11 protein-coding genes and 2 tRNA genes are annotated in these 14,887 nt (G+C 70.2%); 5 read left to right on the forward strand and 8 right to left on the reverse strand.

Annotation, left to right across the window (positions count from 1 at the left end; genetic code table 11):
* Positions 1 to 18: 18 nt before the first annotated feature.
* A tRNA-Phe gene (locus tag ACZ7G1_RS17685) sits at positions 19 to 92 on the forward strand.
* A 106-nt stretch (positions 93 to 198) separates the two neighbouring features.
* On the opposite strand, the gene ACZ7G1_RS17690 is transcribed toward ACZ7G1_RS17685, so the two are convergent.
* Together ACZ7G1_RS17690 and ACZ7G1_RS17695 are read right to left on the reverse strand one after the other, a co-directional pair.
* Positions 199 to 1,041: a cytochrome c biogenesis CcdA family protein gene (locus ACZ7G1_RS17690; protein ID WP_470878090.1), complete on the reverse strand. Its 843-nt coding sequence runs from the start codon at positions 1,039 to 1,041 to the stop codon at positions 199 to 201.
* Positions 1,038 to 1,841, reverse strand: coding sequence for a DsbA family protein (locus ACZ7G1_RS17695; RefSeq protein WP_470878091.1), 804 nt, complete (start codon positions 1,839 to 1,841; stop codon positions 1,038 to 1,040). The genes ACZ7G1_RS17690 and ACZ7G1_RS17695 overlap by 4 nt, the downstream gene beginning before the upstream one ends.
* Before the next feature lie 173 nt (positions 1,842 to 2,014).
* On the opposite strand from ACZ7G1_RS17695, the gene hrpA reads away from it, so the two are divergent.
* Together hrpA and ACZ7G1_RS17705 are read left to right on the forward strand one after the other, a co-directional pair.
* Positions 2,015 to 5,989: an ATP-dependent RNA helicase HrpA gene (hrpA, locus tag ACZ7G1_RS17700; protein ID WP_470878092.1), complete on the forward strand. Its 3,975-nt coding sequence runs from the start codon at positions 2,015 to 2,017 to the stop codon at positions 5,987 to 5,989.
* Between the two features lie 75 nt (positions 5,990 to 6,064).
* Positions 6,065 to 6,138: transfer RNA gene (locus ACZ7G1_RS17705), tRNA-Asp, on the forward strand.
* 627 nt (positions 6,139 to 6,765) lie between these two features.
* On the opposite strand, the gene bldC is transcribed toward ACZ7G1_RS17705, so the two are convergent.
* Together bldC and ACZ7G1_RS17715 are read right to left on the reverse strand one after the other, a co-directional pair.
* Positions 6,766 to 6,972, reverse strand: coding sequence for a developmental transcriptional regulator BldC (gene bldC, locus ACZ7G1_RS17710; protein WP_003949541.1), 207 nt, complete (start codon positions 6,970 to 6,972; stop codon positions 6,766 to 6,768).
* A gap of 581 nt (positions 6,973 to 7,553) precedes the next feature.
* Entirely contained in the window at positions 7,554 to 8,414 is an 861-nt protein-coding gene (locus ACZ7G1_RS17715; protein WP_470878093.1) for a DUF8083 family protein, read from the reverse strand.
* Positions 8,415 to 8,569: 155 nt separating this feature from the next.
* Between ACZ7G1_RS17715 and ACZ7G1_RS17720 the strand changes: the two genes are divergently transcribed.
* Both ACZ7G1_RS17720 and ACZ7G1_RS17725 read left to right on the forward strand, forming a co-directional pair.
* Positions 8,570 to 9,661 (forward strand): Leu/Phe/Val dehydrogenase, encoded by a 1,092-nt coding sequence (locus tag ACZ7G1_RS17720; RefSeq protein ID WP_470878094.1) that lies wholly within the window; start codon positions 8,570 to 8,572, stop codon positions 9,659 to 9,661.
* Positions 9,662 to 9,963: 302 nt separating this feature from the next.
* Positions 9,964 to 10,218: a DUF3073 domain-containing protein gene (locus tag ACZ7G1_RS17725; RefSeq protein WP_019887615.1), complete on the forward strand. Its 255-nt coding sequence runs from the start codon at positions 9,964 to 9,966 to the stop codon at positions 10,216 to 10,218.
* 138 nt (positions 10,219 to 10,356) lie between these two features.
* Here ACZ7G1_RS17725 and purM read toward each other — a convergent pair whose 3' ends face one another.
* The 4 genes from purM to ACZ7G1_RS17745 form a co-directional block, all read right to left on the reverse strand.
* A complete protein-coding gene (gene purM / locus ACZ7G1_RS17730) occupies positions 10,357 to 11,424 on the reverse strand; it encodes a phosphoribosylformylglycinamidine cyclo-ligase (RefSeq protein ID WP_470878095.1) in 1,068 nt (355 codons plus the stop codon).
* A 45-nt stretch (positions 11,425 to 11,469) separates the two neighbouring features.
* Positions 11,470 to 12,996 (reverse strand): amidophosphoribosyltransferase, encoded by a 1,527-nt coding sequence (purF, locus tag ACZ7G1_RS17735; RefSeq protein WP_360797875.1) that lies wholly within the window; start codon positions 12,994 to 12,996, stop codon positions 11,470 to 11,472.
* A 216-nt stretch (positions 12,997 to 13,212) separates the two neighbouring features.
* Positions 13,213 to 14,037 carry an META domain-containing protein gene (locus ACZ7G1_RS17740; RefSeq protein WP_470878096.1) on the reverse strand — a complete coding sequence of 275 codons (825 nt, stop codon included), beginning with the start codon at positions 14,035 to 14,037 and terminating at the stop codon, positions 13,213 to 13,215.
* 38 nt (positions 14,038 to 14,075) lie between these two features.
* The gene (locus ACZ7G1_RS17745) at positions 14,076 to 14,864 is read right to left on the reverse strand and encodes a maleylpyruvate isomerase family mycothiol-dependent enzyme (RefSeq protein WP_470878097.1); all 789 of its coding nucleotides are present in this window, start codon (positions 14,862 to 14,864) and stop codon (positions 14,076 to 14,078) included.
* Between the last annotated feature and the right edge of the window lie 23 nt (positions 14,865 to 14,887).

Consider the following 14,887-nt stretch of genomic DNA (forward strand, 5'->3'; position numbering starts at 1 on the left):
GACTGGAAACAGTCTCGTGGCTGGGTAGCTCAGTTGGTACGAGCGATCGCCTGAAAAGCGATAGGTCGCCGGTTCGACCCCGGCCCCAGCCACACAGAGAAGGCCCCGTTCGAAAGAACGGGGCCTTCTGCGTTTCACGTGAAACATCAAGGCGGCGGCCGTACGGGGAAGGGGCCCGCGCCCCTCCCCCGCGCGCGGTCAGACCTCCTCGCGCTCCCGCGTCCGGCCGGCCCGCCGGCCCCGCAGGGCGAAGGCCACCGCCACGACGGCCACCACGGCGACGAGCAGCGCCCAGTCGGGCACGGCGCGGCCGAGGGAGGCGATCCGCTCCTCGACGGCGAAGGACTGGTCGACGGAGAGCAGGCCCGGCAGGGCGGTCGTCCCGTCGAAGACGAGGAAGAGCGTGCCGAGGGAGATGAAGAACAGGCCCGAGATCAGCGAGGTCGAGTGGACCTCAAGGCGGCCGATCCGGATCGGGCGGCCGCGCAGCCAGCGCCGCCGGCCCAGGTCGTACCGCTCCCAGAGCAGTGCGAGGACGAACAGCGGGACGGCCATGCCGAGGGCGTACACGGCGAGGAGCAGGCCGCCGTACGCCGGGCTGCCGCTCAGCGCCGCCACTGTCAGGACGCTGCCGAGGATCGGGCCCGCGCAGAAGCCGGCGAGGCCGTAGACGAGGCCGAGGGCGTAGACGGAGAGCGCGGAGGTGGGGCGGATTTGGCCGCTCGCCTCGGCGATACGGCGGGAGGCGAAGCCCAGGCCGAGGATCTGGAGGACGCCGAGCCCGATGATCAGCCAGCCGCCGGCCGTGACGAGCAGGTCCCGGTGGCCGTAGAAGAAGCGGCCCGCGAAGGAGCCGGCCGCGCCGAGCGGGACGAGGGTGGTGGCCAGGCCCGCGTAGAGGATGCCGGTCCTGGCGACCAGCTTGGCGCGGGTGTCGATCGAGTACGCGAAGAACGCGGGCAGCAGCAGGGCGCTGCACGGGCTGAGGAGGGCGAGCAGGCCGCCGAGGAAGGCGGCGAAGTAGCCGATCCCGGAGGTCACGGCCGGGCCTTCGCCGTCTTCGCGGTCTTCGCCGCCGCCTCGATGGCCTCCGTGAAGGTCTCCATGGGCTGGGCTCCGGCGATCGGCCGGCCGTTGATCAGGAAGGACGGGGTGGAGGTGGCGCCGAGCGCGTACCCCTGCTCCTGGTCCTTGCGGACGGCCTCGCGGGCGGCCGCCCCCTCGCTGTCCTTGGCGAAGCGGGCCGCGTCAGGGACGCCGGCCTCCTTGGCGAGGGCCGCGAGCCGGTCCTTCCCGAAGCCCTTCTCCTTCGCGCCCTCCGCGTAGGCGGCCTTGTGGAACTCCCAGAACCTGCCCTGCTGCCCGGCAGCCCAGGAGGCGCGGGCGACGGCCTCCGACTCCTCGCCGAAGATCGGGAAGTTGCGCCACTCGATGCGCAGGGTCCCGTTGTCGACGTACTTCTTCACCAGGAGCGGCTCGGTGTCCCGGGCGAACTTCCCGCAGTAGCCGCACTTGAAGTCGGCGTACTCGATGAGCACGACCGGCGCGTCGGCCCGGCCGAGGGCGAGCTTGTCGGAGGCGTCACGGCGGGCGTACGCCTCCAGGTCGGGGTAGACGCCCGCGGAAGGGTCGGCGGACACCTCGGCGACGGACGTCGAGCCGGCGGCGCCGGGGGACGCGGGCTTGGTCGCGGTGTACGAGACGACGCCGAGCAGCACGGCCGCGGCGGCTACCCCGGCGACGATCGCGGCCGGCCTGGCCCTGGACTTCGGCGAGGGCTTCGACGGGGGACGGGGGTGGGGGGCGGACGGGGACGAGGGCTTGGTCGTGGGGTTGGACATGCGAGAACGATAGATACGACCCCGGTCCCGGCACCGCATACACCCCCACAGCGGGAGGGAACGAGAGGAACCCGACACCGGTGGACGCGGACGGTCACGGAACGGCGGCAGCACGGCGGAGGGCGTAAATCGGTTCGCCGGTTCTCGGGCGCAGGTGCGATCCTGGATTCCGTATGTCTACTTCCTTCGCCGCCCTCCAGTCCGTCCTGGCCGAGGTCTCGCTGCGGGACTCCCACCGGCTCGGCCGCCGTCTCGAAGGCGCCCGCCGCATCCGCAAGCCCGAGGCCCGTGAGGCCGTCCTGGACGAGATCGCCGCCGAGGCGGCCAAGGCCAAGGAGCGCGTCGACGGGCGCGCCTCCCGCGTGCCCGCGGTCACGTACCCCGAGCAGCTGCCGGTCTCGCAGAAGAAGGACGAGATCCTGGAGGCGATACGCGACCACCAGGTCGTGATCGTCGCCGGTGAGACGGGCTCCGGAAAGACCACCCAGATCCCGAAGATCTGCCTGGAGCTCGGCCGGGGCGTCCGGGGCATGATCGGACACACCCAGCCCCGCCGGATCGCGGCCCGCACGGTCGCCGAGCGCGTGGCCGAGGAGCTGAGGACCCCGCTGGGCGAGGCCGTCGGCTGGAAGGTCCGCTTCACCGACCAGGTGAACCCCGACGCGACCTTCGTGAAGCTGATGACGGACGGCATCCTGCTCGCCGAGATCCAGACGGACCGCGAGCTGCGCGCGTACGACACGATCATCATCGACGAGGCCCACGAGCGGTCCCTCAACATCGACTTCCTGCTCGGCTATCTGGCCCAGCTGCTGCCGAAGCGCCCCGACCTCAAGGTCGTCATCACCTCCGCGACCATCGACCCCGAGCGCTTCTCCCGCCACTTCGGCGACGCCCCGATCGTCGAGGTCAGCGGCCGTACGTACCCGGTCGAGGTCCGCTACCGGCCCCTCCTGGAAGAGGACTCCGAGGAGTCCGACCGCGACCAGATCACCGCGATCTGCGACGCCGTCGACGAGCTCCAGAAGGAAGGCCCCGGCGACGTCCTCGTCTTCCTCTCCGGCGAGCGCGAGATCCGCGACACCGCGGACGCCCTCACCAAGAAGAGGCTCTTCAACACGGAGATCCTGCCGCTCTACGCACGGCTGTCCCACGCCGAGCAGCACCGGGTCTTCCAGGCGCACTCCGGCCGCCGGGTCGTCCTCGCGACGAACGTCGCCGAGACCTCGCTGACCGTCCCCGGCATCAAGTACGTGATCGACCCGGGCACCGCCCGCATCTCGCGCTACTCGCACCGCACCAAGGTCCAGCGCCTGCCGATCGAGCCCGTCAGCCAGGCCAGCGCCAACCAGCGCAAGGGCCGCTGCGGCCGTACGAGCGACGGCATCTGCATCCGCCTCTACTCCGAGGACGACTTCCTCACCCGCCCGGAGTTCACGGACGCCGAGATCCTCCGTACGAACCTGGCCTCCGTCATCCTCCAGATGACCGCCGCCGGCCTCGGCGACATCGAGAAGTTCCCCTTCATCGACCCGCCGGACCACCGCAACATCCGGGACGGCGTCCAGCTCCTCCAAGAGCTCGGGGCGATCGACCCGAACGAGAAGGATCCGAAGAAGCGGCTGACCCAGCAGGGCCGGAAGCTCTCGCAGCTGCCCGTGGACCCACGGCTCGCCCGGATGGTCCTGGAGGCCGACAAGAACGGCTGCGTCCGCGAGGTCATGGTCATCGCGGCGGCGCTCTCCATCCAGGACCCGCGCGAGCGGCCCTCCGAGAAGCAGGCACAGGCCGACCAGCAGCACGCCCGCTTCAAGGACGAGACGAGCGACTTCCTCGCCTTCCTCAACCTGTGGCGGTACGTCCGCGAGCAGCAGAAGGAGCGGGGCTCCAGCTCCTTCCGCCGGATGTGCAAACAGGAGTACCTGAACTTCCTGCGCATCCGCGAGTGGCAGGACATCTACAGCCAGCTGCGCACGGTCGCCAAGCAGATGGGCATCCACCTCAACGAGGAGGACGCGCCGGAGCAGTCCGTGCACGTCTCCCTCCTCTCCGGCCTGCTCTCCCACATCGGCCTGAAGGACGTGAAGGAGTCCAAGGAGGGCCAGGGCCGCGACCAGAAGCGCGAGAGCGGCCGCGGCAAGTACGTCGGCGCCCGCAACGCCAAGTTCGCGATCTTCCCCGGCTCCGCGCTCTTCAAGAAGCCCCCGCGCTTCGTCATGTCGGCCGAGCTCGTCGAGACCTCGCGGCTCTGGGCCCGGGTCAACGCCCGGATCGAGCCCGAGTGGATCGAGCCGCTCGCCCAGCACCTGGTGAAGAAGACCTACAGCGAGCCGCACTGGGAGAAGGACCAGGCGGCCGTGATGGCCTTCGAGAAGGTGACGCTCTACGGCGTCCCGATCGTCGCCGACCGCAAGGTGAACTACGGCCGGATCGACCCGGAGGTCTCCCGCGAGCTGTTCATCAGGAACGCGCTGGTCGAGGGCGACTGGCGGACCCACCACAAGTTCTTCGCGGACAACCGCAGACTCCTCACCGAGGTCGAGGAGCTGGAGCACCGCGCCCGGCGCCGCGACATCCTCGTCGACGACGAGACGCTCTTCGACTTCTACGACAAGCGCGTCCCCGAACACGTCGTGTCCGGCGCCCACTTCGACTCCTGGTGGAAGCACAAGCACCGCGACGAGCCGGAGTTCCTCGACTTCGAGCGCGAGATGCTCATCAACGAGAAGGCCGGGGCCGTCACCAAGGACGACTATCCGGACTCGTGGCGGCAGGGCCCGCTGAAGTTCCGGGTGACGTACCAGTTCGAGCCCGGCGCGGACGCGGACGGCGTGACCGTCCACATCCCCCTCCAGGTGCTGAACCAGGTGACCGACGAGGGCTTCGAGTGGCAGATCCCCGGTCTGCGCACGGAGGTCGTCACGGAGCTGATCCGCTCCCTGCCGAAGCCGATCCGCCGCCACTACGTGCCGGCGCCGAACTTCGCGACCCGCTTCCTGGACGCGGTCGTGCCCGTCCAGGAGCCGCTGGCCGGCGCGCTCGCCCGCGAGCTCCAGCGGATGGTCGGCGTCCCGGTCACGGCCGAGGACTTCGACTGGGCGAAGGTCCCCGAGCACCTCAAGGTGACCTTCCGGATCGTCGACGAGCGGCGCCGGAAGCTCGCCGAGGACAAGGACCTGGAGACGCTGCGGCTGAAGCTGCGCCCCAAGGCCCGCCAGGCGCTCTCCAAGGCCGCCGCGGCGGCCACGGGCGGCCCTGACGGCTCCGGGCCCTCCCTGGAGCGCACGGGGCTCAAGGACTGGACGATCGGGACGCTCACCAAGGTCTTCGAGACCAAGCGCGGCGGCCAGCCGGTCAAGGCGTACCCGGCGCTGGTCGACGAGGGCGAGTCGGTGGCCGTGCGGCTCTTCGACTCGGAGGCCGAGCAGGCGCAGGCCATGTGGCGGGGCACCCGGAAGCTGATCATGCTGAACATCCCGGTGAACCCGGCGAAGTTCGCCTCGGAGAAGCTCACCAACCAGCAGAAGCTGGCCCTGTCCGCGAACCCGCACGGCTCGATCCAGGCCCTCTTCGACGACTGCGCCACCGCCGCCGCCGACAAGCTGATCGCCGACCACGGCGGCCCGGCCTGGGACGAGGAGTCCTTCCGGAAGCTGTACGACAAAGTCCGCGCGGACCTGGTGGACACGACGGTACGGACGGTGGGCCAGGTCCAGCAGATCCTCGCGGCCTGGCAGGCGTGCGAGCGCCGGCTGAAGTCCACGAACAGCCTGGCCCTGATCGACAACCTCACCGACGTGCGGGCCCAGCTCGCCTGGCTGATGCCGGCCGGCTTCGTCACCCGTACCGGCCTGAAGCGGCTGCCCGACCTCATGCGCTACCTCGTGGCGGTGGACCGGCGGCTCCAGCAGATGCCGACCGGCGTCCAGCGGGACACCACCCGGATGGAGAAGGTCCGGGAGATGCAGGACGAGTACGCCTGGCTGCTCGAACAGCTCCCGAAGGGCCGTCCCGTGCCGTCCGAGGTGACCGACATCCGCTGGATGATCGAGGAGCTGCGGGTGAGCTACTTCGCGCACGCGCTCGGCACGGCGTACCCGATCTCGGACAAGCGGATCGTGAAGGCGATCGACGCGGCGGCCCCGTAGCGGGCGGGTTCGACCTCACCCCCTGACCTGCTGTACAGTCTGTCTCGCAGCCGCTCACGAGAGGCTGCGAGACAAGGCTCTGTGGAGCAGTTGGTTAGCTCGCCACCCTGTCAAGGTGGAGGTCGCGGGTTCAAGTCCCGTCAGAGTCGCTCGAAACTAAGGCCCGCATCGAAAGATGCGGGCCTTAGTCGTGCTCCCGGGGCTTCGTCGTGTTCCCGGGCCTCCGGAGCCGCGGGCTCCCCCGGCTCCCCGGACCGCCCGAGCCGCCCGGGCTCCCCGGGCTGCCGTCCCGACGGGGGCGGGGCTGTGCGCCCGCCTGAGGGCCTCGTCGCGCCCGGTCCCCCCGAGGGGACCCCCGGCCTCCCCGCACGCCCGCCACGGGGCTCTCCGGGCTCGCGGTCCGGGCGGCCTGGGCCTGCGGGACGAAAGTCCCACCAAGCCATGACCAACGGCGGGTCGGGAGCGGCGCCCCGGGTGGCAGGCTGTTTCTTGGCAAGGCTTCACCAGTGTGACGGGTGTCACTGAAAGAGTTTCAGAAACGCCTTCACTTACACCCCTCCTACACTGGCCCGATTTAATATGTGCAATTGCACCACCCGTCGAGGGGTGGCGCCGGGCACAAAAAAGATCGCGCCAGACCCGGCGGAGTCCAGCGCGATCGTTGACGGAGGCCCTGTTGGGGCAGGGAGCCGTCGGCAGTACTAGGGGTGGGCGACCAGGTTGGGGGACCCGGTAGTGCCCGGTGATGCAGGGTGCTGCGGGGTGTTGAGCGAGCCTCAGGCCTCGCTGCGCTGCTGCGGAATACCCGCCAGCAGTGCGCGAACCTCGGCCTCGCGGTAACGGCGGTGCCCACCCAGCGTGCGGATGGACGTGAGCTTGCCCGCCTTCGCCCAACGGGTCACCGTCTTCGGGTCGACACGGAACATCGTGGCAACCTCGGCAGGGGTCAGCAGCGGCTCGGCATCAGGGGTGCGAGCGGTCATGAGCGGCCTCCTCGGGAGAACCGAACCTTCTCGGTTCTTTCCTCTAAATTCTGCACCTTGACCCGCGTTGCCCGAAATGGCAGAAGCGGGCCGAGTCGGTTATAGGACGAACGGCTTGTCCTCGGCACTACAACTACACCATCCGTCCAGCCACGTCGGCCAAACCGATGGAATTGCCCTCGCAGGTGTTCATCAGCGGCGGAAGTCGATGGACCATGCCATAACGGACAGTCACGCGGCTGTGACGATCAGTCACAGAGCGATCAGGAGTCCTCAGACCCCCCATAGAGTGCAATGCTGAGCGTTCCGCCCTTACTTGGGCGGAAGGAACCCTCCCCGGACTCCTTGTCCTATTTTGGCACGAGGGTGGGTGATCGACGCAAGGGTGCGGTAAGTGCTGTCCGTCACGCTTGAGCCAAAGGCCCGGATCGGGACCAACGTCCCCACCCCGCGGATGCCGAAGGACCCGGAGCGCCGGAAACAAGACACCGGAGCCCCTGAATCCGGAAAGCGTTGAAGATCATTTACACCGGCCGGACATGTCTTGTCGATACCGACCTGACGAAGATGCCCGACTGATGTCAGTTCGCGAAACGCAGGTCCCTGACCACCCGCCACCGCTCCGCGAGCCGCCCGTACAACTCGCTCGCCGTCTCCCCGTCCCCCGCCCGCAGCGCCGCGATCCCCTCCGCGAGCTCCGCCGCCGAACGGTCCTCCGCCAGCCATTCCGCCGAGACCGCGTGCACCAGACCGCCGTAGTCCAGCTCCACGAGCGCCCGCGGATGGAACTCCTCGAGCCAGCGCCCCACGTCCCGCAGGCCCTCCGTCATCGGCCCCTCGTCGATCGACTCCCGCAGCGCCCGCAGCGCCCGCGCCAGCCGCCGACGGGCCTGCGCCATCGTCGTCCGGTAGCGCAGCACCGGCGCCCGGCCCGCCTCCGTACCCCCCGGCTCCCCCGGCTCGTACTCCCGCTCCTCGTCCCCGAAGAGCGCGAACCAGCGCAGCGGCACGTGCCACACCCCGGTGCGGATCCACGGCCGCGCGTCCGGGTTCCGGATCAGCCACCTCTCGAAGTCGCTCGCCACCTGGACGCGCACCACGGGCGGCAGCATCGCGTCGAGCACCGACGCCGGATACCCCTCCGCCACCAGCTCCCGGATCGCCAGCCACCCCCGAAGCCGGGTCCGCCACGGGCAGATCACCACCACCCCGTCCACGTGTGCGACGAAGGCCTCGCCGCTCTCGTGGACCGGCACCGGCACCGGCGGCACCGGCAGCAGGTCGGCGATCGACCGCCGCAGCTCCTCCTGCGCCCCCGGGGTGCGCGGCCGGCGGGCGTACCGCGCCCAGTGGCTCCGCTCCGGCTCGGGGAACGCGGCCAGCGGCTCGTACACCCGCAGATAGGACGCGTAGGGAACGGGGACCGTGGGGGCGACCGACATGTCGCGAATCCTTCCACGCGGGTCCCCCGCGAGGGGGTGATCCTGAGCACTGCGGCCGATCTACGCCCAGGTAGGACTTACTCTCTTGCCGAACTGGTCCTCCCCCACCCGCAGGGAGGCCCGCAACCGCCGCTTCGTACTTGGGAGTCACCACCGTGACCGATGTGACCGGCGTTCCTGTCGACGTACTGAACACTCTGTTCCACTCGGAGCAGGGTGGCCACGAGCAAGTCGTCCTCTGTCAGGACCGCGCATCCGGCCTCAAGGCCGTCATCGCCCTCCACTCCACCGCCCTGGGCCCCGCCCTCGGCGGCACCCGTTTCTACCCGTACGCCACCGAGGCCGAGGCGATCGCGGACGCGCTCAACCTCTCCCGCGGCATGTCGTACAAGAACGCCATGGCCGGTCTCGACCACGGCGGCGGCAAGGCCGTCATCATCGGCGACCCGGAGAAGATCAAGACGGAGGAGCTCCTGCTCGCCTACGGGCGCATGGTGGCCTCCCTCGGCGGCCGGTACGTCACGGCCTGCGACGTCGGCACCTACGTCGCCGACATGGACGTCGTCGCCCGCGAGAACAAGTGGACCACCGGCCGCTCCCCCGAGAACGGCGGCGCCGGCGACTCCTCCGTCCTCACCGCCTTCGGCGTCTTCCAGGGCATGCGCGCCTCCGCGCAGACCCTGTGGGGCGACCCGACCCTCCGCGGCCGCAAGGTCGGCGTCGCGGGCGTCGGCAAGGTCGGCCACTACCTCGTCGAGCACCTCCTCCAGGACGGCGCCGAGGTCGTGATCACCGATGTGCGCGAGGAGTCGGTGCGCCGGATCACCGACAAGCACCCGCAGGTCACCGTGGTCGCCGACACCGAGGCGCTGATCCGCGTCGAGGGCCTCGACATCTACGCGCCGTGCGCGCTGGGCGGCGCCCTGAACGACGCGACCGTGCCGGTCCTCACCGCGAAGATCGTCTGCGGCGCGGCCAACAACCAGCTCGCCCACCCGGGCGTCGAGAAGGACCTCGCCGACCGCGGGATCCTCTACGCGCCCGACTACGTGGTCAACGCCGGTGGCGTGATCCAGGTCGCCGACGAGCTGCACGGCTTCGACTTCGACCGCTGCAAGGTCAAGGCGACGAAGATCTTCGACACGACCCTGGAGATCTTCGCACGTGCGAAGGCGGACGGCATTCCGCCGGCCGCGGCGGCCGACCGGATCGCCGAGCAGCGCATGGCGGAGGCCCGGCGCGGCTGAGCCGTGACCGTGCCGCGCACCGCGCCGCACCGGGGGCCGGCCCGTCGCCGGGGAGACTTCACTCACTCCCCTCGGCGGGTCGGCCCTCAAGAAGAGGTTAAAATCGCGATTGACCAGCGAGGAAAGGGCACCTCGAAGGTTCTGTACCGGGGTATGTGATGCGCGCGGCGTACCGTAGACCCGCGGAAACAGGTACCGTTGAAGCCCTACGGACCGGTCTCTCTGTCGAGAGCCCGTTCCGAATCATGAACGCGTGTCAAGACTCTGGGGCCACCGAGCCCCGTCACCGAGGGGGTCGAGCCATGGGGCGCGGCCGGGCAAAGGCCAAGCAGACCAAGGTCGCCCGCCAGCTGAAGTACAGCAGCGGCGGGACGGACCTGACGCGTCTGGCCAATGAGCTGGGCGCATCGACTTCGAGCCAGCCGCCGAATGGCGAGCCGTTCGAAGACGACGACGAGGAAGACGACCCGTACGCCCAGTACGCGGATCTCTACAACACGGACGACGAGGACGAGGACGACGAGTCCGGTCCTGCTGCGTCGCCGCGTCGCGCTTGACCTTCTGAACCACCGAAACCCGGTCCGGGGAATCCCCGGCCGGGTTTCCGTGCTGTCCGCACCCGGACGGCAGGACCGTGGACACGCGAACGGGGCGCCCCCTCAGGAGCGCCCCGTTCGTGTTGTCCTCCGCCGCCGTCAGCCGGCGTAGTCGCCGACCAGCTCGGCGCCGGTCGTGTGCGCCCCGCGCTCGGTGATCTCGCCCGCGACCCAGGCCTCGACCCCGCGGTCCGCCAGCGTCGTCAGGGCGGCGTCCACCGACTCGGCCGGCACGACGGCCATCATGCCGACGCCCATGTTCAGCGTCTTCTCCAGCTCCAGGCGCTCCACCTGACCGGCCTTGCCGACCAGGTCGAAGATCGCGCCCGGGGTCCACGTGGAGCGGTCCACGGTGGCGTGCAGGCCGTCCGGGATCACCCGGGCCAGGTTGGCGGCGAGGCCACCGCCCGTGATGTGGCTGTACGCGTGGACGTCCGTGGTCCGGGTGAGGGCCAGGCAGTCGAGCGAGTAGATCTTCGTGGGCTCCAGGAGCTCCTCGCCGAGCGTCCGGCCGAGCTCCTCGACGTGCTGGTCGAGGGTCATGCCGGCGCGGTCGAAGACCACGTGCCGGACGAGCGAGTACCCGTTGGAGTGAAGACCCGACGATGCCATCGCGATGACCGCGTCACCCGTACGGATCCGGTCCGCGCCGAGCAGCCGGTCGTACTCGACGACACCGGTGCCGGCACCGGCCACGTCGAAGTCGTCCGGGCCCAGGAGGCCCGGGTGCTCCGCCGTCTCGCCGCCGACGAGGGCGCAGCCGGCCAGGACGCAGCCCTCGGCGATGCCCTTGACGATGGCGGCGACCCGCTCGGGGTGGACCTTGCCGACGCAGATGTAGTCGGTCATGAAGAGCGGCTCGGCGCCGCAGACGACGATGTCGTCCATGACCATGGCGACCAGGTCGTGGCCGATGGTGTCGTACACGCCCATCTGGCGGGCGATGTCGACCTTCGTGCCGACGCCGTCGGTCGCCGAGGCGAGCAGCGGACGCTCGTACCGCTTGAGGGCGGAGGCGTCGAAGAGGCCGGCGAAACCGCCGAGGCCGCCGAGGACCTCGGGGCGCTGCGTCTTCTTCACCCACTCCTTCATGAGCTCGACGGCGCGGTCGCCCGCTTCGATGTCGACGCCCGCGGACGCGTAGCTGGCACCGGTGGTCTGAGACATGGGTTCAGAGCTTTCGTGTCGTTACTGCGGGTGTGCAGCGAGGTCTTACGGGCGACGCAGCGCGTCGGCGGCCGCGGTGGCGGCGGGGCCGGCGGCCAGCTCGGTCTCCAGGAGCTGCTTGCCGAGGAGCTCCGGGTCCGGCAGCTCCATCGGGTACTCGCCGTCGAAGCAGGCACGGCAGAGGTTCGGCTTCTGGATGGTGGTCGCCTCGATCATCCCCTCCAGGGAGATGTACGAGAGCGAGTCCGCCCCGAGCGACGTGCCGATCTCCTCGATCGACATGCCGTTGGCGATCAGCTCCGCGCGGGTCGCGAAGTCGATGCCGAAGAAGCAGGGCCACTTGACCGGCGGCGAGGAGATCCGGATGTGGATCTCGGCCGCGCCGGCCTCGCGGAGCATCCGGACCAGCGCGCGCTGGGTGTTGCCGCGGACGATCGAGTCGTCCACGACCACCAGGCGCTTGCCCTTGATGACTTCCTTGAGGGGGTTCAGCTTCAGCCGGATGCCGAGCTGGCGGATGGTCTGGGAGGGCTGGATGAAGGTGCGCCCGACGTAGGCGTTCTTCACCAGGCCGGCGCCGAAGGGGATGCCCGAGGCCTCGGCGTAGCCGATGGCGGCCGGGGTGCCGGACTCCGGCGTCGCTATCACCAGGTCGGCCTCGACGGGCGCCTCCTTGGCGAGGCGGCGGCCCATCTCCACGCGGGAGAGGTACACGTTCCGGCCGGCGATGTCCGTGTCGGGACGGGCCAGGTACACGTACTCGAAGACACAGCCCTTGGGCTTCGCTTCCGCGAATCGCGAGGTGCGGATGCCGTTCTCGTCGATCGCGATCATCTCGCCCGGCTCGACCTCGCGGACGTAGCTGGCGCCGCAGATGTCGAGGGCGGCGGACTCCGAGGCGACGACCCAGCCGCGCTCGAGGCGGCCGAGGACCAGCGGGCGGATGCCCTGCGGGTCACGGGCGGCGTAGAGCGTGTGCTCGTCCATGAAGACGAGGGAGAAGGCGCCCCGGACGTCGGGGAGGACCTTCGCGGCGGCCTGCTCGATGGTGAGCGGCTCGCCGTCCTCGTCGACCTGGGCCGCGAGGAGCGCGGTGAGCAGGTCGGTGTCGTTGGTCGCGGCCACCCGGGTGGAGCGGCCTTCCTTCTTGGGAAGGTCGGCGACCATCTCGGCGAGCTGGGCCGTGTTCACCAGGTTGCCGTTGTGGCCGAGCGCGATGGAGCCGTGGGCGGTTGCCCGGAACGTCGGCTGCGCGTTCTCCCACACGGAAGCCCCGGTGGTCGAGTAGCGGGCGTGACCGACCGCGATATGACCCTGGAGGGAACCGAGAGAAGTCTCGTCGAAGACCTGGGAGACAAGTCCCATGTCCTTGAAGACGAGGATCTGGGAGCCGTTGCTAACCGCGATTCCCGCGGATTCCTGACCCCGATGCTGGAGGGCGTAGAGCCCGAAGTACGTGAGCTTTGCGACCTCTTCACCCGGAGCCCAGACACCGAAGACGCCACAAGCGTCCTGGGGGCCTTTCTCACCGGGGAGCAAGTCGTGATTGAGTCGACCGTCTCCGCGTGGCACGTTTCCGAGTGTAGACGGGCTCGACCACTGGTCCGAATTGAGGAAAACCGGGACCACCGTCACTCGTGCGATCACACCAAATGATCGTTTCCGCCTTGGAGGGGCCTACGAGTCAGGCGCGCGAAGGGATTCCGGCCCCGTGACCCCCACGAGCGGACGCTCGTACCAGGCCCGGGGCCCCCTCGCGATGTGACGGAGTTCGCAGTCGGCGTCCGCTCAGCGGGTGGCCGCCGTCGCCGTGAGGCCCTCGCCCGAGCCATCGGTGAGCGTCAGCGTTCGGTGGTTCAGCCGAAACGTCAGCGGACCGTCGAGGAGCTCGTACAGCTTCGTCTCCAGCGCCATCTGCGGGCTCGTGCAGATCATCCGGGTGGTCGCCGCCGGGCCCTCGACCGTGAGCGTCCTGGCCTTCTCGTCGACGCGGGCGGTCGCCGAGAAGTTGTTGCAGCCGAGATTTCCGCTGACCCGGCCGTCCGCTCCGACGACGAAGCGCGCCTTGGCCCCGCTGCCGTCGGGCAGCGAGGACGCCGTGTCCCCGGTGATCAGACCGTCGACCTTCCAGGTGGTGCCGCGCAGCGCGGCGGCCGGCTCGGCGGTCAGCTCCAGGCCGTCGCCGCCGTCGCTTCCGCCGGACCGGGCGAGGCTGAGCCCGTCCCCCTCGATCCGCCCCTTCAGTGGCCCCGAGAACACCTTGAGCAGCGCGTCCTCGAAGCGCTGCCGGTCGGCGGGACAGCCGATCGCCGTGGTCTCCCGCTGGGTGACCGTCACCGTGTCGCCCCGCACCACGACGTCGGCACCGAAGGTGTTGCAGCCGGTGTTCCCCAGCACCCGGCCGCCCTTCTCCTCGAAGTCGACCCGCGCCCCGTCGGGCGCGGCCGACCTGCGGCCGTCGACGGTGACGGCGTCGACCGTCCAGTGCGTGCCGGCGACCGGCAGGTCAGGCGAGACGGTGGCCGCACCACCGGAACCGGCGCCTCCCTCCGTACCGCAGGCCGTGAGCAGAAGGAGGGGGACCAGGACGACGAGTGCGCGTGGCTTCGGCATGCCGTTGGGACGGAACGGCGGCCCGTACGGTTCCGGGGCTAACCCATCAGCGGCAGCAGGTCCTCCAGATCCGCACGCTCGCCGCTCGCGCTGACCCGGGCCCCGTCCAGCTCCGCCGCCCACTCCGCACGGCCCGTCGCCAGCCTGATCCAGGTCAGCGGGTCCGTCTCCACCACATTGGGCGGGGTGCCCCGGGTGTGCCGGGGGCCCTCCACGCACTGCACCACCGCGTACGGCGGGATCCGGACCTCCACCGAACCCCCGGGGGCCTTCACCGCGAGGGCGTCCGCGAGGAGCCGGGTGCAGGCCGCCAGGGCCTGCCGGTCGTACGGCACGCCGGCGCCGGTCGCCGCGTTCAGATCGTCGGTGTGCACGACCAGTTCGACGGTCCGGGTCACCAGGAAGTCGCCCAGGGACATCGCCCCGAACCGCGTCGTCACGAGCCGCTCGTCGGAGGCCTCCGCGAGCCGCTCCTCGAAGACCGCGAGCGTCCGGTCGAACAGCGCCGGCAGGTCGTCCGTGGCGATCGCCCGGGTGTCCTCGTCGATGTCGGCCGCGCCTTTCGCGGTCGCGAGCGGCCAGTCGGCGAGAGCGAGTTCACGCCGTACGGGCTCCGCCTCCGTCAGCCGCTGCGAGAGCGAGCCGAGCACCATCGTCAGATGCGCGAGCAGCTCCCGCACGGTCCAGTCGCCGAGCCGCGTCGGCCGGTCGAGCGCCTCGGACGGCAGCGCGACGACCGCGTCCCGTACCTGCCCGAACTGGGCGAGCACGGCGGCCCTGGTCTTGGCGGAGTCGTAACGGCGAGGGCGCTTCTTGGCGGGTGGCATGGCCCGAGGCTAGCGCCGAGACT

Source organism: Streptomyces sp. NPDC037273 (assembly GCF_055603625.1).

What these genes read in the sequence shown, in the direction of transcription:
- ACZ7G1_RS17695 (WP_470878091.1), bottom strand. Translation starts at nt 1,841, where the DNA reads ATGTCCAACCCCACGACCAAGCCCTCGTCCCCGTCCGCCCCCCACCCC.
- hrpA (WP_470878092.1), top strand. Translation starts at nt 2,015, where the DNA reads ATGTCTACTTCCTTCGCCGCCCTCCAGTCCGTCCTGGCCGAGGTCTCG.
- bldC (WP_003949541.1), bottom strand. Translation starts at nt 6,972, where the DNA reads ATGACCGCTCGCACCCCTGATGCCGAGCCGCTGCTGACCCCTGCCGAG.
- ACZ7G1_RS17715 (WP_470878093.1), bottom strand. Translation starts at nt 8,414, where the DNA reads ATGTCGGTCGCCCCCACGGTCCCCGTTCCCTACGCGTCCTATCTGCGG.
- ACZ7G1_RS17725 (WP_019887615.1), top strand. Translation starts at nt 9,964, where the DNA reads ATGGGGCGCGGCCGGGCAAAGGCCAAGCAGACCAAGGTCGCCCGCCAG.
- purM (WP_470878095.1), bottom strand. Translation starts at nt 11,424, where the DNA reads ATGTCTCAGACCACCGGTGCCAGCTACGCGTCCGCGGGCGTCGACATC.
- ACZ7G1_RS17740 (WP_470878096.1), bottom strand. Translation starts at nt 14,037, where the DNA reads ATGCCGAAGCCACGCGCACTCGTCGTCCTGGTCCCCCTCCTTCTGCTC.
- ACZ7G1_RS17745 (WP_470878097.1), bottom strand. Translation starts at nt 14,864, where the DNA reads ATGCCACCCGCCAAGAAGCGCCCTCGCCGTTACGACTCCGCCAAGACC.